A 22528-nucleotide genomic window follows, 5' to 3' on the forward strand; every position below is an offset into this window, starting at 1 on the left:
TTTTCTGATCCGCGATCTCTGGGGGGAATTTCACATTCGCCCGTATCTTCAAACATTCAAAAGCGCGCTCGTGGCGCGCCTTTAGGTTGGGCAGGCAGATAACCCGATGGCATTCCTGTGTCAACCACATGAAGGCCTTTTATCCGGCAAAATCCTAGGTTTTCGCAGTCAGCACCGTCACATGGCCCATCTTGCGGCCAGGGCGGGACTCGGTCTTGCCGTAGAGATGGACGAGCGCGTCCTTGCGCCTCAGCCAGTCCGGAACGGTCAATATATCATCGCCGATGAGGTTCTGCATCACGCAATCCGAATGCCTGCCGGCATCGCCGAGCGGCAGCCCGCCGACGGCCCGGATATGCTGCTCGAACTGGGAAACCACGTAGGCGGCTTCCGTCCAATGGCCGGAATTATGGACGCGCGGCGCCATCTCGTTGGCGATCAGGCTGCCGTCGGCGAGCACGAAGAACTCGATGCCGATGACGCCGACATAGCCGAGCGAGGTCAGGATTGCATCCGCGGCCTGGCGGGCAGCCTTTGCCGTGGCATCGGAAATCGAGGCCGGGATCGTCGAGGTGTGGAGAATGCCGTTTCTGTGGATATTCTCGGCCGGATCGAAGGCGACGATCGTGCCATCAGTCGCGCGGGCGGCGATGATCGACACTTCTCGCTCGAAGGCGACGAAGCTTTCCAGAACGAGCGGCACACCACCGAGCGCCGCAAAGGCGCCTTCGGCGCTGTCGGCTGGCGAGCGGAATACTCTCTGGCCCTTGCCGTCGTAACCGAGGCGGCGGGTCTTCAGGACGCCCTGGCCGCCGAAATCCTTGAGTGCCGCTTCCAGGTCTTCCTGGCTGTCGACGCTATGGAATTTCGCGGTTGGGATGCCGCAGTCATTGATGAAGCGCTTTTCGACCAGACGGTCTTGGGCGGCTTCCAATGCCTTCGGCGGCGGATAGACTGGCACGCTTGCGGCCAGCGTTTCGGCAGCGCCGACAGGTACGTTCTCGAATTCATAGGTCACGACGTTGCAGAGGCTGGCGAGCTCGGCAAGGGCTGCCGGATCGTCATATGCGGCGGTGATCTGGTGATTGGCAACCTGGGCTGCCGGGGAATCGGCCTGCGGCTCCAGAATGACCGTCCGGAAATTCAGGCGGGCGGCAGCCATGGCCAGCATGCGGCCAAGCTGGCCGCCGCCGATGATGCCGATTGTCTTTGCGCTCATCTATCGTCCATGGGGTATTCGGCGATCGCATCGCTTTGGCGCGCACGCCATTCATCGAGGCGATCGGCAATATCGTCGTCGGAAAGGGCAAGAACGGCAGCGGCCAGCAGGGCGGCGTTGATCGCGCCGGCTTTGCCGATCGCCAGCGTGCCGACCGGGATACCGCCCGGCATCTGAACGATCGACAGCAGGCTGTCCTGGCCGGACATCGTCTTGGATTGCACCGGTACACCGAAGACCGGAAGCGGCGTGAAGGCGGCCGTCATGCCCGGAAGGTGGGCGGCACCGCCAGCGCCGGCGATGATGATCTTGAACCCCTCGTCGCGAGCGCCCTTGGCGAAGCTGACCATCCGGTCGGGCGTGCGGTGGGCGGAGATGATGCGCGCCTCATAGGGGATCTCGAGCGCCTCGAGCGTGTCGGCAGCGTTCTTCATGGTTTCCCAGTCGGATTGGCTACCCATGATGATGGCAACGGGTGGTCTGTCTGTCATCGTCAACGGCACGTCCTCTTCAGGCGATGATATCCGGGATGATCTGATCCTCGAGCTTCGACAGCTTGTCCTTGATCACAAGCTTCTTCTTCTTCATGCGCTGAACGCGCAGAGCATCGCAGCCGGTGGCAATCATGGCATTGATCGCGGCATCATAATCTTCGTGTTCCTGACGCAGGCGAGCCGCGATGAGCCTGACTTCCGCCTGTTCCTGATCGGCCATTTACATTCCCCATTATCGTCTTCGGACGTTGTCCGGTCTGCCGATGATTTCCGCAAGCTCCTATCACCAAATAGCGGTAACGGGAAGTTAGTGTTGATCATGAATTTGCCATCGACACACCATGTTTTCGCCTTCGACAAGCCTTCAAAAATATGTCACAGTCGAAAGGTTGACGCCTAGAACTCCAGCGATGGATGGCTGGGGAAGGCAAGAGGAAGGAAGGGTCTAATGACTGTTCAAGCTCATCTTGAGTCACTACAGAAGAAGCATGTAGCTCTGGAGGAAGAGTTACATTCACTGATGACAGCTCCCTCCAAAAGAGACGCAGACATTGCGGAGTGCAAGCGCAGGAAACTGCGTATCAAAGACGAGATCCAACGTCTGAAATCTTCCGTTCACTAATCGAATAATTGAGAGATCATTGCTCGGTCAATTGCGGTCCATAAGGACATAAACATAATCTTTCAAAAGGTTTAGCAAGACAGAGCCGATCCCAAGACATCATGCGCCAGTCCATTCAGTGCGGAGTTGGACTGGCGCATTTTTTATGTCCGGCGGGCGCTAGGCCCAGAATTGATCCAGCCAGAGATTGAGCCTGTCGAAGCCGCGGTTGTTGACCGCGTAGATGCGGCGCGTGCCTTCCGAGGTGACGGAAACGAGGTTGGAATCGAGCAGCGCCTTGAGGTGCTGCGAGACCGCGGGGCGGCTGATCGGCAGGCCTTCGGCGAGCTCGTTGACCGTCTTCGGCGCGCGCCTCAGCTCTTCCAGCAGGAACCGCCGGTTCGGATCTGATATCGCGGCGAAAGGGTCAGCGCTCGACATGCCGGAACGCTACGGCAAAGGGCGCATTCCGGCAAGGGAATTGTGCGGTGCAGCAAGCGCGATTGCAGCTTTGCCGTCGTCCGCCCTAGATATCTAGTCAGCTTCATTTTGAGGAGGATCACGATGGACCGCATCACCGGCGGCTGCCTTTGCGGCAGCGTCCGCTTTGCTGCAACGGGAGCCCCATACCGGGTCGGCATTTGCCACTGTCTCGATTGCCGCAAGCATCACGGCGCCCTGTTTCATGCCTCGGCGATCTATCCTGCCGATGCGGTCGAGGTTCAAGGCGAGACGGGGAGCTATGCGGGGCGGTTCTTCTGCCCGCGCTGCGGCTCGCCGGTCTTCGGCCGCAGCGGCGATGATATCGAGCTGAACCTCGGCTCGCTCAATGAACCCGGCCAGTTCAAGCCGGCCTATGAGCTCTGGACGATCCGCCGCGAGGCATGGCTGCCGAAATTCCCCTGGGTTCGCAGCTACGAGCGCGACCGCGACAATGCAAGCCGCTCGGAAGATTAATAGCCGAGACCCTCACGGATGATCAGGAAGGCAGCGATCAGCGCCATCGCATACATGAACGGATAGAAGATCTCCGGCTTCATGCGGCGCACACACCAGGCGCCGGCGATTGTTGCCAGGGGCGCGAAGGGCAGCAGCGTCATCGAGGTGACGAGGTTCTTGGTATCGAGCTGGCCAAGGGCGAAATAGGGGATCAGCTTCACGGCGTTGAGGATTGCGAAGAAACGAACGCTGGTGCCGGTGAATTCGCGCGGCGGCAATTTCAGCGGCAAGGCGTAGATCTGGAAGGGCGCACCGCCGGCATGAGCAACGAAGCTGCCATATCCGGATAGCGTGGCCCAGGCACTGGCGAGGATCGGGCGCTGGCCGCGCGGCGGGACGACTTTGCCCGCGCCAGGGCCGAAATTGTTCCAGAAGTATCGCAAGCAAAAGAGCACCATAACGAGGCCGATAAGGATGCGCAGTGCGTCTGCAGGAACAAGCGCCGATGTTGCCCAGCCGAACGCGATACCCAGCAAGCCGCCAGGCAGCATGATTTTCAGCGTCGTCCAGTCGCCATGCTGGCGCCAGATGATCAGCGAAATGATGTCCATGAAAACGAGGATCGGAAGCAGAATGGCGGCGGCCTCCACCGGAGACACGACGAGTGCCAGAAAAGGGACGCCGATCAACGAGAGGGCATCTCCCATGCCGCCCTTCGCAAACCCGACGAGCAATACCGCGGGCACCGCCGCATAAAAGAATGACAGTTCCGGCAGCATGCTTTTCAAGTCCTCCCCTTGCCAGCCCCGTCTATCGGAATTACTCACACAAAACGAGTGCGGAGTTGCCGCCTGCTGGCGGAATCCGCGGAAAATGGAAAGACGTCATGACCACCGACCCGGAAAACCGCTGCCGCCTAGTTCTGATCGCCCCTGACATCGCCGATGCCGATGAGAGGACGAAGATCGTCGGCGACGCGCTGAAGGGCGGCGATGTCGCCTCGGTGATCGTTCCGCAATATGGTCTCGATGACGGCGCCTTTCAGAAACATGCCGAGAAACTTGTGCCGGTTATCCAGGATGCCGGCGCTGCAGCGCTGATATCTGGCGACAGCCGTATCGTCGGACGGGCGAGGGCTGACGGGCTGCATATGGCTGAGCCGGCTGCAGCACTGGCCGAGGCGATCGACAAATATGCCGACAAGCTGATCGTCGGCGGCGGCAACGCGACCGATAGACATATGGCGCTGGAGATCGGCGAGGCCCGCCCGGACTACATCTTCTTCGGCAAGCTCGACGGCGACATCAAGCCGGAGGCGCATCCGAAGAACGTTGCGCTCGGCGAATGGTGGGCATCGATGATCGAGATCCCGTGCATGGTGATGGGCGGAACGGACCCGGCCTCGGCGCTCGTCGTTGCCGAATCCGGCGCCGAATTCGTCGCCCTCCGTCTGGCGGTCTTTGCCGATCCGGCACAGGCGCCTGCGATCGTTGCGCAGGTCAACGCACTTCTTGACGAAAAAGCGCCACGGTTTGAGGATTGAAGTCGCGCTTATGCCGATCCTTGCCGTTCAGATGCGCCGATTCTTCCTTGCTGCCGCCACGCTCGCCGTGGCGCTGCCCCACGTTGCTGCCGCGCAGACGATCGACAATGTGGTGACACGGCCAGTCGGCGGCGATGCCGAGCCGCTAAAGAAGGGCCGCCCCGCAGAGGGTGCTCAGCCCTCGTCCGGGCTCGGCGTGCTGGATCGCATGGGTGCGAAGCTGCCCGATCTGCCGCCCGAGAAGAACTACCACGGACCCGTCGATGACGCCTACGGCGCCTATCAGCGCGGCTATTATCTGACGGCGATGCAGCTTGCGCTGCCGCGGGCGCAGCTTGGCGATCCCTCGGCACAGACGCTGGTTGCCGAGATGCAATATGCCGGGCTTGGCGTGCGCCGCGATCTGAAGAGTTCGGCCTTCTGGTACGGCAAGGCGGCCGAGGGCGGCGATGCGGCGGCGATGTTCAAATATGCGCTGATGCTGATGGCCGGCGAGATCGTGCAGCGCGACAAGGCGAAAGCCGACGACTACATGAAGAAGGCGGCTGATTCCGGCAATTCTTCGGCGCAATTCAACTGGGCGCAGATCCTGACATCCGATCATCCCGGACAGGAGGGGCTGAAGCTGGCGTTGCCTTACTATGAAAAGTCAGCCGAGCAGGGGATCGCCGACGCGCAATATGCCGTTGCCGAACTCTATTCGACCTTGCCTGACCTGCCGGAAGAAAAGCGCCGGCGGACGCGTGAATGGATGGCGCGCGCGGCGCGTGCCGGTTTCGATACCGCCCAGGTCGATCTGGCTGTCTGGCTCGTGAATGGCCAGAACGGCCCGCGCGATTTCGTGCGTGGCTTCGAATGGATGCAGCTTGCCGCCAACCGCGGCAATGTCGTGGCGCAGAACAAGCTGGCGCATCTCTACATCTATGCGCTCGGCACCAAGCCCGATCCGGTCGAGGCTGCCAAGTGGTATGTCCTATCGCGCCGGGCCGGATTGCCCGACCCGGAGCTTGAGGACTTCTTTCTGGGGATCGAGGACGATCAGCAGAAGGCGGGGATCGACCGGGCGAACAAGTTCCGCCGGCTGCCGTAGTTCCTAGAACAGTGCATCGGCGAAGAGATCTTCGTCGCTCTCCGCGTTTACAGGGGCTGCCGCCACCGGTGCGGGTGCCGCCTCGTCTTCCATCTGCGGGATGATGTGGCGGTGGACGTGCCGCTCCTGCACCATGGTGTAGAGCTTGAAGATCTTGCGATCGAGCGGCGCGACAGCCTCGGCGATGTCGTCGATGGAGGCGATTTCCTGACCGGCTGCATCTTCAAGAACCGTGGCGCAGCGGGCCAGCGTTTCGCCGAGATCGTGTTCGAAGTCGAGCTTGCCGATCATCAGGGTGATCTTGCTTGCGACCTCGCGGCCGTGCTCGGCCAGCACCTTCAGTTCTTCTTCCATCATGTTGGCGGCAGAGCGGATGCTGCCGACGGCCGCCGTCAGGTTCTCGGCGAGACCGCCGGAATTGCCGGTTGAGGGCGCCATGTTGCCGGCGGCCGCTTCCAGTGCCGGAAGGCCGTTGACGATGGAGTCGGCGGAATCGTCGAGCTTGCTTGCAAAGATGCGCAGCTCGGCGGTGACGACGTTGATCGACTTGCCCTCTTCGCCGAGGCGGCTGCAGCGCAGGTTAGTGTTCAGAGCCATGTAATTGATATCGGTCTTGACCGAACGGATGTTGCCGATCGATTCCAACAGCTTAGCGGCAGTGCCCAGCGTCGATTGGCTGACCTGATCCGCCTGCCGGGTGGCCGCATCGACCTGCTTGACGATCTCGTGGGCTGCCGAGACGCTCGATTCCAGGGCGCGCATGAAGTTGTTTTCGCCACCGCCGCCCATCTGGTCGCGGAGCTTCATGATCTCGTGCGTGTCGTGGCTGAAGCTCTTGATGGTCTGCACGACATTCTGCGAGTCGCGGTGGAAATCGGTGCACATGTCCGCCATCTGTGCGGCGGTCAGGTGGTTGATGACGTTGCGCAAACGCTCGCGCTGGTCGGCGTCGAGCGATTTGCCGTCGCCCTCCAGAAACTCGTCGAGCAGGGCAAAGCTGCTCTGCACATGCTCGATGCGCTGACGGGTGATGTCGCCGATCTGCAGTGCCGACAGCGTCGAGGCGACCTTGGACTGGACGCCGCGTGCGATGGCGCCGACGTCGCGGGCGATGGCGCCAAGATTCTGGCGGTGGCCGGCAATCTTCTGCGCATCCTGGCGGAGCGCCGAAGCCACGGCAGGAACGGTCTCAGAATAGCTCTTCGACAGATTGACGCCAAAGCTCAGCGCCACTTTGACTTCCTTCTGCAGGCTGTCGAGATGGCCGGCGAAGCGGTTGACTTCCTCGGTACCGGAATAGATGCGTTCAAGGATTTCCTGGGCGAAGCCGGCGAATTCGGGAAGGCCAGCACCGGTGATCTTCACGGTCACCGCAAAGGTCCGCAGGTAGCGCATGGTCTCCTGCATTTCGGCAATGTGTTTGTGCAGATCACTGCCGGTCTGTGCAAGGACCGTCAGGGCGGTCTGGCGGGCCTGTTCGGTGACCGGCAGGGCCGTCAGGCTCTCGACGGTCGCGCGCAAATCAGCATCTGCATTGCTCGACTCATTGTTGTCGAGCGCCTTGGTGATGTTATCGAGGGAATTCAGCAAACGGTTGAGAACATCCATCACCGAAAGCAGTACCGTGCCGCCTTCGAGGAAGCGCTCTTCGACCTGGCTGCGCGCCGTTTCCAGCGTCCGGCTTACATCCGTGCCCGCCGTCAAGATTGTCGGCTGTGCCGATACCGCCCCGTGTTTCACCCTGTTCCCTTTACTTATAACTTTTGGAAATCTGGTGCTATCTTTACGGGCAGGATGGAAATGAGGGGTAAACAGTTCCGACTCGCGTACGTTGTGATTAATGCTGCGTAAAGATTCCAGCGCCCTTTGTCCGCTTTAGCCCTAATATTAAAATAACAGACTGTTTTCATTTTGTTTTTTAAAGAGCGGGAAAGCCATACTACAACTTATCTTAGGTAAAAATTCGGGAGTCCCGACTCGCTCCAATTGCAGATCGGTTACAACCAGAATTTACTCCCCGTTAAGCCTGTCGTGAGAGTCCTTTAAAGGAATACAAGTATTTCTCATGCCGCGAGGGCTGACTTGAACATGGATAATCAACTCCGTGATTCTGTATTATTTCCTGATGTTCTGAGCATCAGAAACGTATCCGATCTGCGTGCGAATATTATTTCGACGCTCGATAGTAATGAGCGGATTGTATTTCAGATTCCGGCTGGTGCCGAAGCCGACCTGAGCTTCGTGCAGCTGGTTGAATCGGCACGGCGGCAAGCAAAGGCGCTGGGCAAATCCCTGACACTCTCCTCGCCTGTTGGCGAACGTCTTCTCAAGGTTCTCGAACGGGCCGGCTTCGTCGAAGCCTTCACCGCCGAGGACGCGAAGTTCTGGTTGCATAAAGAGGTTACAGCATGAGCGCCAACATCCTGACAGTCGACGATTCCGCCAGCATCCGGCTGACGACCAAGGTCACGCTGACCAATGCAGGCTACGCCGTGACCGAGGCGGTCAACGGTGCGGAAGGTCTCGCCACCGCGCAGACCGCCCAGTTCGATCTGATCGTCACCGATCTGAACATGCCGGTTATGGATGGCCTGACGATGATCGAGGAGCTGCGGAAGCTGCCGAGCCAGGCCGGCGTTCCAATCATCTTCCTGACGACCGAGTCCGACGCCGATCTGAAGGCGCGCGCCAAGGCCGCCGGTGCCACCGGCTGGCTGACCAAGCCCTTCGATCCTGAGAACCTGGTGAAGATCGTCAAGAAGGTCTTAGGCAGATGAGCACGCTCGATCCGGTCGCAGTCTTCCGCATGGAAGCCGCCGAATGCCTTGAGGCAATCGAGGCGGGTCTTCTCGATCTCACTCATCAGCTCGACGACAAGGGTCTCGTCGATGCCGTCTTCCGCGGCCTGCACACCCTCAAGGGCTCGGGCGCCATGTTTGGCTTCGAGGCGCTTGCCGCCTTCACGCATCACTGCGAGACGGCTTTCGACCGGGTCCGCAAGGGTGAAGTACCGGCGACCGCCGAACTGGTGGCCGCGGTTCTGGCAGCGCAGGACCACATGCGCGCTCTCGTCGATCAGCCGGATGCCGATCACGGCGATACCGGACAGAAGCTGCTTGCCCTGCTGCAGGCAGCTGTCGGCGGTTCTGCTGCTGCGAAAGAGGCGGCGCCTGCCGTCGCTGCTCCGGCCGCCGCCGCACCAGCGCAGCAGAAGAAGCTCAACCGTTGGCGCATCCGTTTCAGCCTGCCGTCGAATGCGATGGCCAACGGCACCAATCCGCTCGGCCTCCTCGACGAGCTGCGCGAACTCGGCGAGTGCACCGTCCGCGCCAATACCGCCGCTATCCCGCCGTTGAACGAGCTGGTCCCGAACGAGCTCTACGTCTCTTGGGAAGTGGTGCTGAAGAGCGAAAAGGATCGTTCGGCGATCGATGATGTCTTCATCTTCGTAATGGATGACATGGAGCTCGAAGTCGTCGACATCGTTGACGCCCCCGCACCTGCTGCCGAGCCCGCGAAGGTCGTCGAACGTGCACCTGCAGCCATTCCCGCAGCCGCGATCCCGGCTGCTGCTCCGGCCTTCAAGCCGGTCGAAGCGCTGCCGGCCAAGCGCGAGGCGCCGGCTGTTGCCGCCGACAGCCGCCAGGCCAAGGCGCAGGAAAACGTTCGTGTTCCGGCCGAACGTCTCGACGAGCTGATGGACCGCGTTGGCGAGCTTGTCATCGCCCAATCGCGTCTCAGCCAGCTTGCCAGCTCCAGTGCCGATATTGCCTTGCGCTCCGTCTCGGAAGAAATCGAGCGTCTGTCGGGCGAGTTGCGCGACACGATGATGGTGCTGCGCATGGTGCCGGTCGCCACGCTATTTTCGCGCTTCCGCCGCCTCGTGCATGATCTCGCCCGCGAAACCGGCAAAGTAATCGAACTGGTCACCGAGGGCGAAAGCACCGAAGTGGACAAGACCGTCATTGAGCGCCTCGCCGATCCCCTCGTCCACCTGGTCCGCAATTCCATCGACCACGGCCTGGAAACGCCTGCCGACCGTCTTGCTGCCGGCAAGAGCGAAACCGGCACGGTGACACTGTCTGCCCGCCAGTCCGGCGGCGAGGTGATCATCTCCATCAAGGACGACGGCCGCGGCATTAACCGGGAACGGGTCCGTGCCAAGGCGGAGTCGTCAGGCCTGATTGCGCCGGGCCAGCCGCTGTCGGATTCCGAACTGCTGCAGCTGATCTTCGCGCCGGGCTTCTCGACGGCCGCGGCGATCACCAATCTTTCCGGCCGCGGCGTCGGCATGGATGTGGTCAAGAAGACGGTCGAGGCGCTGCGTGGTGCGATCGATATCGAAAGCAAGCCGGGCGAAGGCTCGGATGTGTCACTTCGCATTCCGCTGACACTGGCGATCATCGACGGTCTGCTCGTTCGTGTAGGCTCCGGCCGCTACGTCATTCCGCTGTCGGCGGTCGAGGAATGCCTCGAGCTTTCGCTCGAAGAAGACCTGCGTTCGCGCGGGCGGAGCTTCATCTCGCTGCGCGATAGCCTGGTGCCGTTCCTGCGGCTCCGCGATCTGTTCCGCACCGGCACCAAGCCTGACGTTCACCAGAAGGTGGTGGTCATCTCGACCGGCACTGAGCGTGTAGGCCTCGTTGTCGATCAGATCATCGGCGACCACCAGACGGTCATCAAGTCGATGTCGAAGCTGCATGACGACGTTGCGACCTTCTCGGGCGCAACCATTCTCGGCGACGGCAGCGTCGCCCTCATTCTCGACGTCGGCCATCTGGTGGCCGCCGGTCAGCAACAGGAATCTCAGATGAGGGTGGCAGGATGAGTGCGGTAGCCGAGAGAGTGGACCAGTTCTGGTCCTATGCCGACGAAATCGAGGTTCTGACATTCGACATGAATGGCGAAACCTTCGCGCTCGAAGCTGTGATGGTCCAGGAAATCCTCGACCTTCTGCCTGAGACCGCCGTTCCCGGCGCTCAGTCCTTCGTGGCCAGCGTCATCAACTTTCGCGGCAAGGTCATCCCGCTTGCCGATCTGCGCCTCGCCTTCGGCATGGAAGCGACCGAAGCGACGATCGACAGCCGCATCATCGTTATTGAAATCGACCTGCATGGCGAGCAGACGCTCGTCGGCCTCAGGACCGACAAGGTGAATGAAGTCACCACGCTCGCAAAGACGGCGAGCGAACCACCGCCGAGTGTCGGCATGCGCTGGCGCGCCGACTACATCAACTGCCTCGTCAAACGGGGAGGGGAATTCATCATCATCCCCAACCTGCAGGCAATCTTTTCCTCCCGGCACGACAGCGCCGGCAACTCACACTGAAACGCCGTTGATATCAGCTAGGGGGCTGGACGATGCGACTGACAATTAAAGCAAAACTGGTGACTGCGTTCACCTTCATCATATTAATGCTCGTGGGCACCGCCGGTTACGGCGTCATGAGCCTGGGCGCACTGAACGACACGCTCGGCAATCTGCTTGCCGGCCCGGCGGCACGCCTGGATCTCGCGCAGCAGATCAATATCGCGCAGCTGGAAGCGATCCGTCAGCAGAAGAACCTGCTGACTTCCCGCACGCCGGACGATATCGCCTCTTCGATTCAGAAGGGCGATCAGGCCCGCAAGGACTTCTCTGACGCATTCAGCAGCGTCGTTGCGATCGCCAGCGAAGAAGGCAAGCCGCGCTGGGCACAGATTGCCGAATTCTCCAAGGCGTTCAACCAGGCCGACGATCAGATCCGCGATCTGATGAAGGCCGGGAACATGGATGCTGCCAACACGATTTCGGTCTCTACCGCGCGCGATGCTGCCAACAAGATCGATGCGGCGCTCGATGACATCCTGGTGCTCGAAAAGCAGCGCATGAAGGATGCCGACGACAGCGCCGATCTGCAGTTTTCATCGACCCGTACGGTCATGATCTCTATTGCCGGCGTCGCTCTGCTGCTCGCAGCCGTTACTGCCTTCTGGATCGCCAACACCATCAGCAAGGGTCTGACCCGCGCCAACACCGTCGTTCGCGAAGTTGCCGAAGGCGACCTCACCAAGACGGCTGAGATCACCAACCGCGACGAAATCGGCGAACTGCTGGGCAACGTCAACGTGATGATCGAGCGTTTGCGCGGCGTCGTCGCCGATGCGCTGTCGGCTGCCGACAACGTCTCCTCGGGCAGCCAGGAACTGTCGGCGTCCTCCGAGCAGGTCTCGCAGGGCGCGACCGAACAGGCCGCGTCCGCCGAGGAAGCATCTGCCTCGATGGAGCAGATGGCTGCCAACATCAAGCAGAACGCCGACAACGCCGCTCAGACGGAAAAGATTGCCCGCCAGTCTGCCAAGGACGCCGAAGCATCGGGCGAAGCCGTCACTCGCGCTGTCGAAGCGATGCGCACGATCGCCCAGAAGATCGGTATCGTTCAGGAAATCGCCCGCCAGACCGACCTGCTCGCCCTGAACGCCGCTGTCGAAGCAGCCCGTGCAGGCGAACACGGCAAGGGCTTTGCGGTCGTTGCTTCCGAAGTCCGCAAGCTTGCCGAACGCAGCCAGTCTGCTGCCGCCGAAATCAGCTCGATGTCGGGCGATACCGTGAAAGCTGCTGCCGACGCCGGCGAAATGCTCGGCCGCCTGGTGCCCGATATCCGCAAGACTGCCGAACTGGTCTCCGAGATCAGCGCCGCCTGCCGCGAACAGGATATCGGTGCCTCGCAGATCAACGAAGCGATCCAGCAGCTCGACAAGGTGACCCAGCAGAACGCGGGTGCATCGGAAGAAATGTCGGCAACGTCTGAAGAACTCGCTGCCCAGGCAGAAGAGCTGCAGGCCTCGATCGCCTTCTTCAAGGTCGATACGGCCGGCGCCACCCGCGCTGGTGTCAAGAAGGCTGCTCCGGTCAAGACCACCGCCAAGTTCGTCAAGGCCCCGGCTGCTGCCCGCAAGCCGACCAACGATCACTTCGCTCACGGTCAGTCGGTTTCGAGCCAGCAGGCTCGCGCCAAGGGCTTTGCGCTCGACATGTCGATGGGCGGCCCTGACGCGCATGACGACGACTTCCGCGAAAGCGCCTGAGCGCTGAAGCTTCGATGAGATTGCCGCGGGCCTGATGGGCCCGCGGCAGGGAAATGCCCGGCGTGATGGATGCGCCGGTTTCGACCGGCGATGTCTGCCTGCCGGTCGCCGAAGCCCGGGTACGTCCTGATTGGCTGCCGGCTCAAGCGACGATGATCTGGAACAAGCGAATGGTCTCGTGATGCGTGCCGCTTACCGCGGCGCGATCCAAACGCCGCGTTGCCGCGGCGGAATAATCAGACAATCTCTAGTGAGGAATGCCCTATGACTGCCAGCCGCAAAAAAGGACTCTTCAGTTCCATCGGCACCAAGATTCTTGCGATCCAGATCTCGTCCAGCATTGCCATTGCCAGCGTCATCGGCGGTGGCGCCTATTACGGCATGAACGCAATGACTGAATCGATGAAGTCGATCTATGACGATCGCGTCGTTCCATTGCAGCAGCTGAAGCTTGTCTCTGACGCCTATGCCGTCAGCATCGTCGATACGACGCACAAGCTGCATGCTGACAAGCTCGACTGGCAGCAGGCCGCGACCAGCATCGAAGGCGCAAAGCGTACGATCTCCGACCAATGGTCGGCCTATCTCTCGACCGAGCTGACGCCGCAGGAAAGCCTGATCGCCGAAAAGGTGAAGAGCGACATGGCCAAGTCCGACACCGGGGTCGGCGAGCTGCAGGATATCCTGAAGTCCCACGATGCCGCCAAGCTCGACAGCTTCGTGAAGAATGACCTCTATCCGGCAATCGACCCGACCACCGACGGGATCGGCAAGCTCACCGAGTACCAGCTGGAAGCCGCGAAGGAACTCAGAGAGCAGGGCATCGCGCTCTTCCATTCGCTGATCCAGCTCACCGTCATCAGCGGTCTGCTGATCACGCTGGCTGCGATCGGCGTCGTCATCTTCGTCACCAACGCCATCAAGCGCAACCTCGCCGCCGCCACCGAGCTGGCAAGCGCCGTTGCACTCGGCGATGTTGCTGCCACGGCCACCGTCAATTCGAATGACGAGGTCAAGGACCTGGTGGACGCGCTGAACACCATGACCGCCAACCTCCGCAACACGGCCGGCATAGCCGACCAGATCGCCAATGGCGACCTGACGGTCATGCCGAAGGCGCTGTCGGACAAGGATACGCTTGGCATCGCCCTGGAGCGGATGGTCGAACGTCTGCGCGGCGTCGTTGCCGATGCGATCGCGGCTGCAGAGAACGTCTCGGCGGGAAGCCAGGAGCTGTCCTCCAGCTCGGAGCAGGTCTCGCAGGGTGCAACCGAACAGGCTGCCTCGGCTGAAGAAGCCTCCGCGGCCATGGAGGAAATGGCGGCCAACATCAAGCAGAACGCTGACAATGCCGCGCAGACCGAGAAGATCGCCCGCCAGTCGGCAAAGGATGCCGAAATCAGCGGCGAAGCGGTGACCCGCGCCGTCGAAGCGATGCGCACGATCGCCCAGAAGATCGGCATCGTTCAGGAAATCGCGCGCCAGACCGACCTTCTCGCTCTGAACGCCGCTGTGGAAGCAGCCCGTGCAGGTGAGCATGGTAAGGGCTTTGCCGTCGTCGCCTCCGAAGTCCGCAAGCTTGCCGAACGCAGCCAGTCGGCTGCTGCCGAGATCAGCGCCATGTCCGGTGACACGGTCAAGGCGGCCGCCGAGGCCGGCGACATGCTGGGGCGTCTGGTTCCGGATATCCGCAAGACCGCCGAACTGGTTTCCGAGATCAGCGCTGCCTGCCGCGAGCAGGATGTCGGCGCCTCGCAGATCAACGAAGCAATCCAGCAGCTCGACAAGGTAACCCAGCAGAATGCCGGTGCATCCGAGCAGATGTCGGCGACCTCCGAAGAGCTTGCGACGCAGGCTGAAGAACTGCAGGCCTCGATCGCCTTCTTCCGCGTCGATATGGCGACCGGACGTCAGCAGAAGGTGCCGGCGGCTCGCATGTCGGTCAGCCGCATCCCGGCTCCGGCGGTTCGCAAGCCGTCCAAGGCTCCGGCTGCCAACAGCATTGCCAGCCAGCAGGCACGCGCAAAGGGCTTTGCCCTTGATATGTCAATGGGCGGTCCCGACGAGGGCGATGCCGAATTCAAGGAAAGCGCATAATCATGGCGACAGCGTCCCAGGAAGCTCAATTCGTGACTTTCAGCCTCGGCGATGAAATCTTCGCCGTCCCGGTGGAAGTGGTCAGGGAAATTCTTGATTACGCGGAAGCGTTCAAGATCCCGAACGGTCCGGACTACCTGCTCGGCCTTCGCGACGTGCGCGGCCAGGGCGTGCCGACCATCGATCTCCGCCTGAAGCTCGGCATGTCGAAGACGCAGCCGACCTCGCATACGCGGGTTCTCGTTCTCGACATTCCGATGGAGAGCCGGATGCTGACGCTGGGTCTGGTTGCCGACCGGGTCTTCGAGGTCACGCCTTTCCGGCGCGATCAGATCGAGGCGGCGCCCGATATCGGCGTCCGCTGGCGTTCGGATTACATCGCAGGTGTCGTCCGCCGCGACGATGGTTTCGTGGTGATCGTCGATCTCGCGCGGCTGCTGTCGCGCGAGGATGCCTCGGCATTGCAATCGGCGGCCTAGCGCTGCCGCCTTTGGAGTATTGCGTTCATGAGTATGGCAGCAGTGGAAGCCCAATTGCCAGGCGACCGGATCAGCAAGCGTAATTTCGATAAGCTTGCCCGGTTCATCTACGATTATAGTGGCATCAAGATGCCTCCGACAAAACTGACGATGCTCGAGGGCCGTCTGCGCCGTCGCCTTCGGGCCACCCATCACTCCAGTTTCGATGATTATTGCGACTTCCTCTTCGATCATGGCGGTCTGGAGCAGGAAACGGTTTACCTGATCGACGTGGTGACGACCAACAAGACCGACTTCTTCCGCGAGGCCAAGCATTTCGAATATATGCAGCTGACGGCGCTTCCGGCGCTTGTTGCAGGTGGTGCGCGCAAGATCCGCACCTGGAGCTCGGCCTGCTCGACCGGCGCCGAACCCTATACGATGGCGATGGTGCTCTCCGAATTCGTCGAGGAGCGGGCCGGGCTGTCTTACAGCGTGCTGGCCACCGACCTCAGCACCGACGTGTTGCAGACGGCGCGTCGCGGCATCTATCCGCAGGATCTGGTGCAGCCGGTACCTCACGATCTGCAGCGCAAATATGTGATGACCGCCAAGCAGCCGGGCCGCCGTGATGTGCGCATCGCACCATCGCTGCGCAGCAAGGTCGGCTTTGCGCGCATGAACCTGATGGACGACAAATATCCGGTCGGCGAGCCGATGCAGATCATCTTCTGCCGCAATGTGCTGATCTATTTCGACAAGCCGACGCAGCAGGGTGTGCTGAGCAGGCTCTGCGACTGCCTGGCCGACGGCGGCTACATGTTCATCGGCCATTCGGAATCGATCACCGGATTCGACCTGCCGCTGAAGCAGGTTTCGAACACGGTATTCCAGAAGACGTAAAGCAGGATTGAGATGGGAAAGAAGATTCGCGTCCTCGTCATCGACGATTCCGCCAGTGTTCGCCAGACGCTGGTCCGCATTCTCGAAGAAGACCCCGATATCGAAGTCATGGGCGTGGCGACCGACCCCTTCATGGCCGCCCGCAAGATGCAGGAAGACGTCCCAGATGTCATCACGCTGGATGTGGAAATGCCACGCATGGATGGGATCACCTTCCTGCGCAAGCTGATGTCGCAGCACCCGATCCCCGTTGTGATGTGCTCGTCGCTGACGGAGACCGGTTCCGAGACGTTGATCCAGGCGCTGGAAGCCGGCGCCGTCGATATCATTCTGAAATCGAAGATCGGCGCTGCCGATAGCCTGGCTGACGATGCAATCCGCATCCGTGAAGTGGTGAAGGGCGCTGCCCATGCCCGTCTGCCATCTCTGCGGCGCGGTGTCGGCGTGGTGCGTTCGGCATCCGCTGATGGCCCGGCGAAGAAGCTCACGGCCGATGCGATGCTGCCGCCGCCGACCGGCCGCGCCATGGCGAAGACCACTGAGATGGTCGTCTGTGTCGGCGCATCGACAGGCGGAACCGAGGCGCTGCGTGAATTTCTGGAAGCGCTACCTGCCAACGCGCCCGGCATGGTGATCGTCCAGCACATGCCGGAGAAATTCACCGCCGCCTTCGCAAAGCGCCTCAACGGTCTCTGCGAGGTCGAGGTCAAGGAAGCTGCGGATGGCGATGCGGTATTGCGCGGTCATGTGCTGATTGCGCCAGGCGACCGGCATATGCTGCTCGAACGCCAGGGCGCCCGCTACCATGTGTCGGTCAAGACCGGGCCGCTGGTTTCCCGCCACCGCCCCTCCGTCGATGTGCTGTTCCGCTCGGCGGCGCGGTCCGCCGGCTCGAACGCCATGGGTATCATCATGACCGGGATGGGCGACGACGGCGCACGCGGCATGCTCGAGATGCATCAGGCCGGCGCCTATACCGTGGCACAGGACGAGGCGAGCTGCGTGGTCTTCGGCATGCCCAAGGAAGCGATCGCCAAGGGCGGTGTCAGCCGCGTTTTGCCGCTCGACCAGATAGCCCGCGAAGTGCTGCTGACACAGCAGAAGTTTTAGAGAAACCGGCGGCCTTGGCCGCCGGTTTTCGTCTGGCGACGAGGGTGGGCGTCGTCTCCCCTTGAAATTTCCCCGATTTTGTGGTCTTGAGGCCGCCAATCTTATAAAGCGCTGCCTTTTCCGGCGATCAGGGACACTTCCCGCCCTGACAGCGACCCCGTACCAGTTCCAAGGAAATTGCCAACATGGCCCGTTCTGCTCTTCTCAATGTCATGGTTCAGGCTGCCATCAAGGCAGGCAAGTCGCTGGGGCGTGATTTCGGGGAAGTTCAGAACCTGCAGGTTTCCGTCAAGGGTCCGGGCGATTTCGTTTCGAATGCCGATCGCAAGGCCGAGAAGATCGTCAAGGAGGAGCTGCTGAAGGCGCGTCCGACCTATGGCTTCCTCGGCGAGGAAAGCGAAGAGATCAAGGGCACGGACGGCGCGCATCGCTGGATCGTCGATCCGCTCGATGGCACCACCAACTTCCTGCACGGCATTCCGATGTTTGCGGTCTCGATCGCGCTGGAGCGCAACGGCGAGATCGTCGCCGGCGTCGTCTTCAACCCGGCGACCGACGAACTCTACACCGCCGAGCGCGGCGGTGGCGCGTTCCTCAACGATCGCCGCCTGCGCGTCGGCGCCCGCCGCGTGCTGTCCGATGCCGTCATCGCCTGTGGCGTTCCGCATCTCGGCCGCGGCAATCACGGCAAGTTCCTCGTCGAGCTGCGCCATGTGATGGGCGAAGTTGCCGGTATCCGCCGCATGGGTGCAGCGTCTCTGGATCTCGCCTACGTGGCCGCCGGCCGCTTCGACGGCTTCTGGGAAGACCGCCTTTCCCCGTGGGATATCGCTGCCGGTATTCTGCTGATCCGCGAAGCCGGCGGTTACGCAACCGACTGGAACGGCGGCGCCGATGTCGTCGAAGGCGGCGCGGTGGTAGCGGGCAACGAGTACATTCACAAGGCACTCACCGAAACCATCAAGCGCCCTATCCCTTCGAAGTAATTCCTCATCAAAACCGGCTGTTGTAAACACACGGTTTTCTGTCGCGGCATACTTCAATTCGGCACAATGTTGCTCTAGTCTCGCAGTGCAAGCAATGCGGAGGCTGCGAGACCATGGAAAACGTGAATGCGGCGGAGTTCGGCTCGACCGAAAAACCGAGCGGTACCTATACGCACAAACTCTCCAGCCCGATGTCCTTCTTGTGGACGATGGTCCTCTTTCTGGTGATCGTCGGCTTCATTGCTGCGATCCTTTTCAGGCAGACGCAAACCGCCTTCATGCATAATCCGGGCCTCAACGGCCTGATCCTCGGCGTGCTCGCTGTCGGCATCATTCTGGTGTTCAGCCATGTGCTGGCGCTCAGGCCCGAAGTGCGCTGGTTCAACTCGTTCCGCGCTGCCGGCAGCGCCGACAAGGTGAATCGTAATCCGAAGCTGCTCGCGCCGATGCGGGCGCTGATCGGCAGCCGCAAATCGACGGCAACACTATCGACGACGGCGCTGCGTTCGATCCTGGATTCGATTGCGACCCGTCTCGATGAATCCCGCGATACGTCCCGCTATCTCATCGGCCTGCTGGTCTTCCTCGGTCTGCTCGGCACCTTCTGGGGCCTTATCGGCACCATCGGTTCGATCAGCAATGTCATTCAATCTCTCGACGCAGGCACCAATGGCTCCGGCGATGTGCTGGCGACGCTCAAGGAAGGTCTTTCGACGCCGCTTTCGGGCATGGGCCAGGCCTTCTCGTCTTCGCTGCTCGGTCTCTCCGGCTCGCTGATCCTCGGCTTCCTTGATCTGCAGGCCGGCCGCGCGCAGAACCGCTTCTACATGGAGCTGGAAAACTGGCTGTCGTCGGTCACCGACGTCGGCTCGGACATGCCGGTTCCGATGATCGATGCCGCAGGCGGCTCGTCGGAAGATGTGCGTTCGCTCTCAGAATATCTGAAGAAGGTTTCGGAAGACGGCGGTGCCGGCAATCAGCGTTCCGTTGCCGCTATGGCGAGCCTCGCGGAGGGTATCCAGGGCTTGGTCAAGAACATGCGAAACGAGCAGCAGATGCTGCGCGACTGGATCGAGGCGCAGCAGGACGAGGCCAAGGCGATGCGCCGCACGCTCGACCGGCTAGCCGAGCGGATCGGCGCGCAGGAGCGCGGCTATCGCAGCAACCAGACAGAGAAGAGCGAGGGCAAGTAAGCCATGGCTCTCGCCAGGAACCGCCGCCGCGAGCGCACGGTCGATTATTGGCCGGGTTTTGTCGATGCGCTGTCGACGCTGCTGATTTCCATCATGTTCCTGCTGACGGTCTTCGTCGTCGGGCAGTTCATCCTCAGCCGCGAAATCAGCGGCCGTGACGAGGTGCTGACGCGCCTTAACAGCCAGATCAACGAACTCACCCAGTTGCTGGCGCTCGAAAAGGGCAGCAAGCAGGATCTGGAAGATTCCGTCGCCAACCTACAGGCTTCGCTTGCCGGCGCCGAGAGCGAGCGTTCGCGCCTTCAGGCGCTTCTCGATGCCGGCTCCGGCGGGCAGGACGTCGCGCAGCAGCGTATCGGGGGGCTGACGAAAGAACTCGACGAGCAGAAGCAGGTCAGTGAGCGGGCGATGAGCCAGGTCGAGCTGCTCAACCAGCAGATCGCTGCACTCCGCAGCCAGATCGCTGCCGTCGAAGTGGCGTTGCAGGCATCCGAGCAGAAGGATCAGACCTCGCAGACGAAGATCGCAGATCTCGGGCGGCGGCTGAACGTGGCGCTGGCGCAGCGCGTGCAGGAGCTGAACCGCTACCGCTCCGATTTCTTCGGCCGTCTGCGCGAGATTCTCTCCGATCGCGAAAACATCCGCATTGTCGGCGACCGCTTTGTCTTCCAGTCGGAAGTGCTGTTTCCGTCGGGCAGCTCGGATCTCAATCCGGATGGTACCGCCGAGATGGGCAAGCTTGCGGCAGCCCTTCTCGATCTTGCCAAGGAGATCCCGCCTGAGATCAACTGGGTGCTGCGTGTCGATGGACACACCGACAATGTGGCGTTGTCAGGCACGGGGCGCTACCGTGACAACTGGGAACTTTCCTCGGCGCGCGCCATCTCGGTCGTCAAATATCTGATCTCGCAGGGCGTCCCGGCAGATAGATTGGTGGCCGCAGGCTTTGGCGAATTCCAGCCGATCGCACCCGGCGATACGCCGGAAGCGCGAGCGACGAACCGCCGTATCGAGCTCAAGCTCACTGAGAAATAAGCTGGGGGCGGCATCTGGCCGCCCTGCCATCGCCCCAAATTTCAGAGAGTGAAATCCAGCAGTTGCGGCTGACGCTGCCACTGCATAACCTTGGATTCGTGAATGCGGGGAGGCGTTCGGGATGGAATGTGATGTGCTCGTCATCGGCGCGGGCCTGGCGGGACTGGTAGCGGCTGCCGAGGCTGCCGATCGCGGACACAAGGTCTGCATCGTCGATCAGGAAGGCGAGCAGAGCCTGGGCGGGCAGGCCTTCTGGTCTCTCGGCGGGCTGTTTCTCGTCAACAGTCCCGAACAGCGCCGGTTGGGTATCCGCGACAGTATCGATCTGGCGCGGCAGGACTGGTCTGGCTCGGCGGGGTTCGACCGGCCGGAAGATTACTGGCCGCGGCTCTGGGCCGAAGCCTATCTGGAATTTGCCGCCGGCGAAAAGCGATCCTGGCTGCATCAGCAGGGCATGCGCTGGTTTCCCGTCGTCGGCTGGGCCGAACGCGGCGGCGGCATGGCGCATGGCCATGGAAACTCGGTGCCGCGCTTTCATTTGACCTGGGGAACAGGGCCGGCCGTTCTCGAGCCTTTTATTCGCCGCGTCCGCGTAGCGGAAGGACAGGGCAAGATCACCTTCGCCTTCCGCCATCGGGTCGATGATCTGATCGTCGAGAACGGCACGGTCGTCGGCGCTTTCGGCACCGTGCTGGTGCCTGACAATGCGCCACGCGGCAAGGCAACGGCGCGGATGATTTCCGGCACGTTCCAGATCCGGGCTGGGGCCGTCGTCGTCACCTCCGGCGGGATCGGTGGCAATCATGATCTTGTCCGGCGCAGCTGGCCCGTGGACCGGCTGGGGGCACCTCCTGCATCGATGGTGGCGGGTGTGCCCGCCCATGTCGATGGCCGGATGCTGGAAATCGGTGAACGCGCCGGCGCGCGCGTCATCAACGGCGACCGCATGTGGCACTATACCGAGGGCTTGAAAAACTGGGATCCGGTCTGGGCGAACCATGGTATCCGCATCCTTCCCGGCCCATCCTCCTTCTGGTGCGATGCGCGCGGCAACCGGTTCGCCGCCCCTGCCATGCCGGGCTTCGATACGCTCGGGACGCTGAAGGCGATCAAGCAGACTGGCCACGACTACAGCTGGTTCATCCTGACCAAGGCGATCATCAAGAAGGAGTTTGCTCTCTCGGGCTCCGAGCAGAACCCGGATCTGACGGGCAAGGATATCAAGCTCCTGCTGCAGCGACTTGGCCGCGAACTGCCAGGGCCGGTGCAGTCGTTCATGGACAAGGGCGAGGATTTCATCGTTCGCAACACGCTGGAGCAGCTGGTCGACGGCATGAATGCGCTGACCGGCGAAAGGCTGCTCGACGTTTCGCATATCCGCCGGCAGATCGAAGCGCGCGACCGCGAGATCGGCAACAGCTTTTCCAAGGATGCGCAGGTGACGGCGATCCGCGGCGCACGGCGCTATATCGGCGACAAGCTGCTGAGGACGGCCCGGCCGCACCGGCTGCTCGATCCGGCCAAGGGACCATTGATTGCCGTGCGCCTGCATATCCTGACGCGAAAGTCGCTGGGTGGTCTGGAGACGGATCTTTCGGCGCGGGTGATGGGCGCAAATGGCGATGCCATACCCGGTCTCTATGCGGCCGGCGAAGTCGCCGGTTTCGGCGGCGGCGGCATGCATGGCTACAACGCGCTGGAGGGAACCTTCCTCGGCGGTTGCATTTTTTCCGGCCGGGTGGCCGGGCGGGCGGTGTGAAGGCGGCACCACATTCGGGATGCCGCCTTCCTTA

The 22528-nt window shown here is 61.6% G+C and carries 23 protein-coding genes and 2 pseudogenes; 19 read left to right on the plus strand and 6 right to left on the minus strand.

The window, feature by feature from the left end; all coding sequences use genetic code 11:
• Positions 1 to 154: 154 nt before the first annotated feature.
• Genes J2X43_RS21855 through J2X43_RS21865 form a run of 3 tightly spaced genes read right to left on the minus strand, consistent with a single transcriptional unit; the run spans position 155 to position 1933 of the window.
• Positions 155 to 1219, minus strand: coding sequence for a 5-(carboxyamino)imidazole ribonucleotide synthase (locus tag J2X43_RS21855; protein ID WP_310297212.1), 1065 nt, complete (start codon positions 1217 to 1219; stop codon positions 155 to 157).
• Complete coding sequence (gene purE, locus J2X43_RS21860) at positions 1216 to 1710, minus strand: 5-(carboxyamino)imidazole ribonucleotide mutase (protein ID WP_112385502.1); 495 nt, start codon at positions 1708 to 1710, stop codon at positions 1216 to 1218. Before purE ends, J2X43_RS21855 begins: the two co-directional genes overlap by 4 nt.
• A gap of 19 nt (positions 1711 to 1729) precedes the next feature.
• Positions 1730 to 1933 (minus strand): YdcH family protein, encoded by a 204-nt coding sequence (locus J2X43_RS21865; RefSeq protein ID WP_112385501.1) that lies wholly within the window; start codon positions 1931 to 1933, stop codon positions 1730 to 1732.
• Between the two features lie 228 nt (positions 1934 to 2161).
• On the opposite strand from J2X43_RS21865, the gene J2X43_RS21870 reads away from it, so the two are divergent.
• Positions 2162 to 2335 (plus strand): YdcH family protein, encoded by a 174-nt coding sequence (locus tag J2X43_RS21870; protein ID WP_112385500.1) that lies wholly within the window; start codon positions 2162 to 2164, stop codon positions 2333 to 2335.
• Between the two features lie 159 nt (positions 2336 to 2494).
• Here J2X43_RS21870 and J2X43_RS21875 read toward each other — a convergent pair whose 3' ends face one another.
• Entirely contained in the window at positions 2495 to 2755 is a 261-nt protein-coding gene (locus J2X43_RS21875; RefSeq protein ID WP_310297217.1) for a metalloregulator ArsR/SmtB family transcription factor, read from the minus strand.
• A 123-nt stretch (positions 2756 to 2878) separates the two neighbouring features.
• Here J2X43_RS21875 and J2X43_RS21880 point away from each other — a divergent pair, with 123 nt between their 5' ends.
• On the plus strand, positions 2879 to 3271 hold the full coding sequence (locus J2X43_RS21880) for a GFA family protein (protein ID WP_310297221.1): 393 nt from the start codon (positions 2879 to 2881) through the stop codon (positions 3269 to 3271).
• On the opposite strand, the gene J2X43_RS21885 is transcribed toward J2X43_RS21880, so the two are convergent.
• The gene (locus J2X43_RS21885) at positions 3268 to 4032 is read right to left on the minus strand and encodes a sulfite exporter TauE/SafE family protein (RefSeq protein WP_310297598.1); all 765 of its coding nucleotides are present in this window, start codon (positions 4030 to 4032) and stop codon (positions 3268 to 3270) included. The genes J2X43_RS21880 and J2X43_RS21885 overlap by 4 nt on opposite strands.
• 107 nt (positions 4033 to 4139) lie before the next feature.
• Between J2X43_RS21885 and J2X43_RS21890 the strand changes: the two genes are divergently transcribed.
• Both J2X43_RS21890 and J2X43_RS21895 read left to right on the plus strand, forming a co-directional pair.
• Positions 4140 to 4796, plus strand: a complete 657-nt coding sequence (locus tag J2X43_RS21890) for a thiamine phosphate synthase (RefSeq protein ID WP_310297225.1) — start codon at positions 4140 to 4142, stop codon at positions 4794 to 4796.
• 10 nt (positions 4797 to 4806) lie between these two features.
• Positions 4807 to 5886: a tetratricopeptide repeat protein gene (locus J2X43_RS21895; RefSeq protein WP_310297229.1), complete on the plus strand. Its 1080-nt coding sequence runs from the start codon at positions 4807 to 4809 to the stop codon at positions 5884 to 5886.
• Between the two features lie 3 nt (positions 5887 to 5889).
• On the opposite strand, the gene J2X43_RS21900 is transcribed toward J2X43_RS21895, so the two are convergent.
• The gene (locus J2X43_RS21900) at positions 5890 to 7626 is read right to left on the minus strand and encodes a chemotaxis protein (protein ID WP_405049630.1); all 1737 of its coding nucleotides are present in this window, start codon (positions 7624 to 7626) and stop codon (positions 5890 to 5892) included.
• A 342-nt stretch (positions 7627 to 7968) separates the two neighbouring features.
• Between J2X43_RS21900 and J2X43_RS21905 the strand changes: the two genes are divergently transcribed.
• The 15 genes and pseudogenes from J2X43_RS21905 (at position 7969) to J2X43_RS21975 (ending at position 22494) form a co-directional block, all read left to right on the plus strand.
• Entirely contained in the window at positions 7969 to 8298 is a 330-nt protein-coding gene (locus J2X43_RS21905; RefSeq protein WP_405049631.1) for a hypothetical protein, read from the plus strand.
• Positions 8295 to 8663 (plus strand): response regulator, encoded by a 369-nt coding sequence (locus J2X43_RS21910; protein ID WP_112385492.1) that lies wholly within the window; start codon positions 8295 to 8297, stop codon positions 8661 to 8663. Before J2X43_RS21905 ends, J2X43_RS21910 begins: the two co-directional genes overlap by 4 nt.
• Positions 8660 to 10714, plus strand: a complete 2055-nt coding sequence (locus tag J2X43_RS21915; protein ID WP_310297239.1) for a chemotaxis protein CheA — start codon at positions 8660 to 8662, stop codon at positions 10712 to 10714. The genes J2X43_RS21910 and J2X43_RS21915 overlap by 4 nt, the downstream gene beginning before the upstream one ends.
• Complete coding sequence (locus tag J2X43_RS21920) at positions 10711 to 11214, plus strand: chemotaxis protein CheW (protein ID WP_310297242.1); 504 nt, start codon at positions 10711 to 10713, stop codon at positions 11212 to 11214. Before J2X43_RS21915 ends, J2X43_RS21920 begins: the two co-directional genes overlap by 4 nt.
• Before the next feature lie 32 nt (positions 11215 to 11246).
• The gene (locus J2X43_RS21925) at positions 11247 to 12953 is read left to right on the plus strand and encodes a methyl-accepting chemotaxis protein (RefSeq protein ID WP_112518049.1); all 1707 of its coding nucleotides are present in this window, start codon (positions 11247 to 11249) and stop codon (positions 12951 to 12953) included.
• A gap of 53 nt (positions 12954 to 13006) precedes the next feature.
• Positions 13007 to 13135 (plus strand): hypothetical protein, encoded by a 129-nt coding sequence (locus J2X43_RS21930; RefSeq protein WP_310297247.1) that lies wholly within the window; start codon positions 13007 to 13009, stop codon positions 13133 to 13135.
• Between the two features lie 82 nt (positions 13136 to 13217).
• A pseudogene (locus J2X43_RS21935) lies at positions 13218 to 13769 on the plus strand (MCP four helix bundle domain-containing protein); the annotation flags it as partial.
• Between the two features lie 132 nt (positions 13770 to 13901).
• Positions 13902 to 15050 (plus strand): annotated as a pseudogene (locus tag J2X43_RS21940) (methyl-accepting chemotaxis protein); the annotation flags it as partial.
• Between the two features lie 2 nt (positions 15051 to 15052).
• Positions 15053 to 15529, plus strand: coding sequence for a chemotaxis protein CheW (locus tag J2X43_RS21945; protein ID WP_112385487.1), 477 nt, complete (start codon positions 15053 to 15055; stop codon positions 15527 to 15529).
• Between the two features lie 27 nt (positions 15530 to 15556).
• Positions 15557 to 16411, plus strand: coding sequence for a CheR family methyltransferase (locus J2X43_RS21950; protein ID WP_112385486.1), 855 nt, complete (start codon positions 15557 to 15559; stop codon positions 16409 to 16411).
• 12 nt (positions 16412 to 16423) lie between these two features.
• Positions 16424 to 17521 carry a chemotaxis response regulator protein-glutamate methylesterase gene (locus J2X43_RS21955; RefSeq protein ID WP_310297252.1) on the plus strand — a complete coding sequence of 366 codons (1098 nt, stop codon included), beginning with the start codon at positions 16424 to 16426 and terminating at the stop codon, positions 17519 to 17521.
• Positions 17522 to 17706: 185 nt separating this feature from the next.
• A complete protein-coding gene (locus J2X43_RS21960) occupies positions 17707 to 18507 on the plus strand; it encodes an inositol monophosphatase family protein (protein ID WP_112385484.1) in 801 nt (266 codons plus the stop codon).
• A gap of 113 nt (positions 18508 to 18620) precedes the next feature.
• Entirely contained in the window at positions 18621 to 19700 is a 1080-nt protein-coding gene (locus tag J2X43_RS21965; protein ID WP_112518044.1) for a MotA/TolQ/ExbB proton channel family protein, read from the plus strand.
• Positions 19701 to 19703: 3 nt separating this feature from the next.
• Positions 19704 to 20735 (plus strand): peptidoglycan -binding protein, encoded by a 1032-nt coding sequence (locus J2X43_RS21970; RefSeq protein WP_112385482.1) that lies wholly within the window; start codon positions 19704 to 19706, stop codon positions 20733 to 20735.
• A gap of 121 nt (positions 20736 to 20856) precedes the next feature.
• Positions 20857 to 22494 (plus strand): FAD-binding dehydrogenase, encoded by a 1638-nt coding sequence (locus J2X43_RS21975; protein WP_310297258.1) that lies wholly within the window; start codon positions 20857 to 20859, stop codon positions 22492 to 22494.
• The last annotated feature ends 34 nt before the right edge of the window (positions 22495 to 22528 follow it).

Source organism: Rhizobium sp. BE258 (genome assembly GCF_031457345.1).
Taxonomy (GTDB): domain Bacteria; phylum Pseudomonadota; class Alphaproteobacteria; order Rhizobiales; family Rhizobiaceae; genus Rhizobium.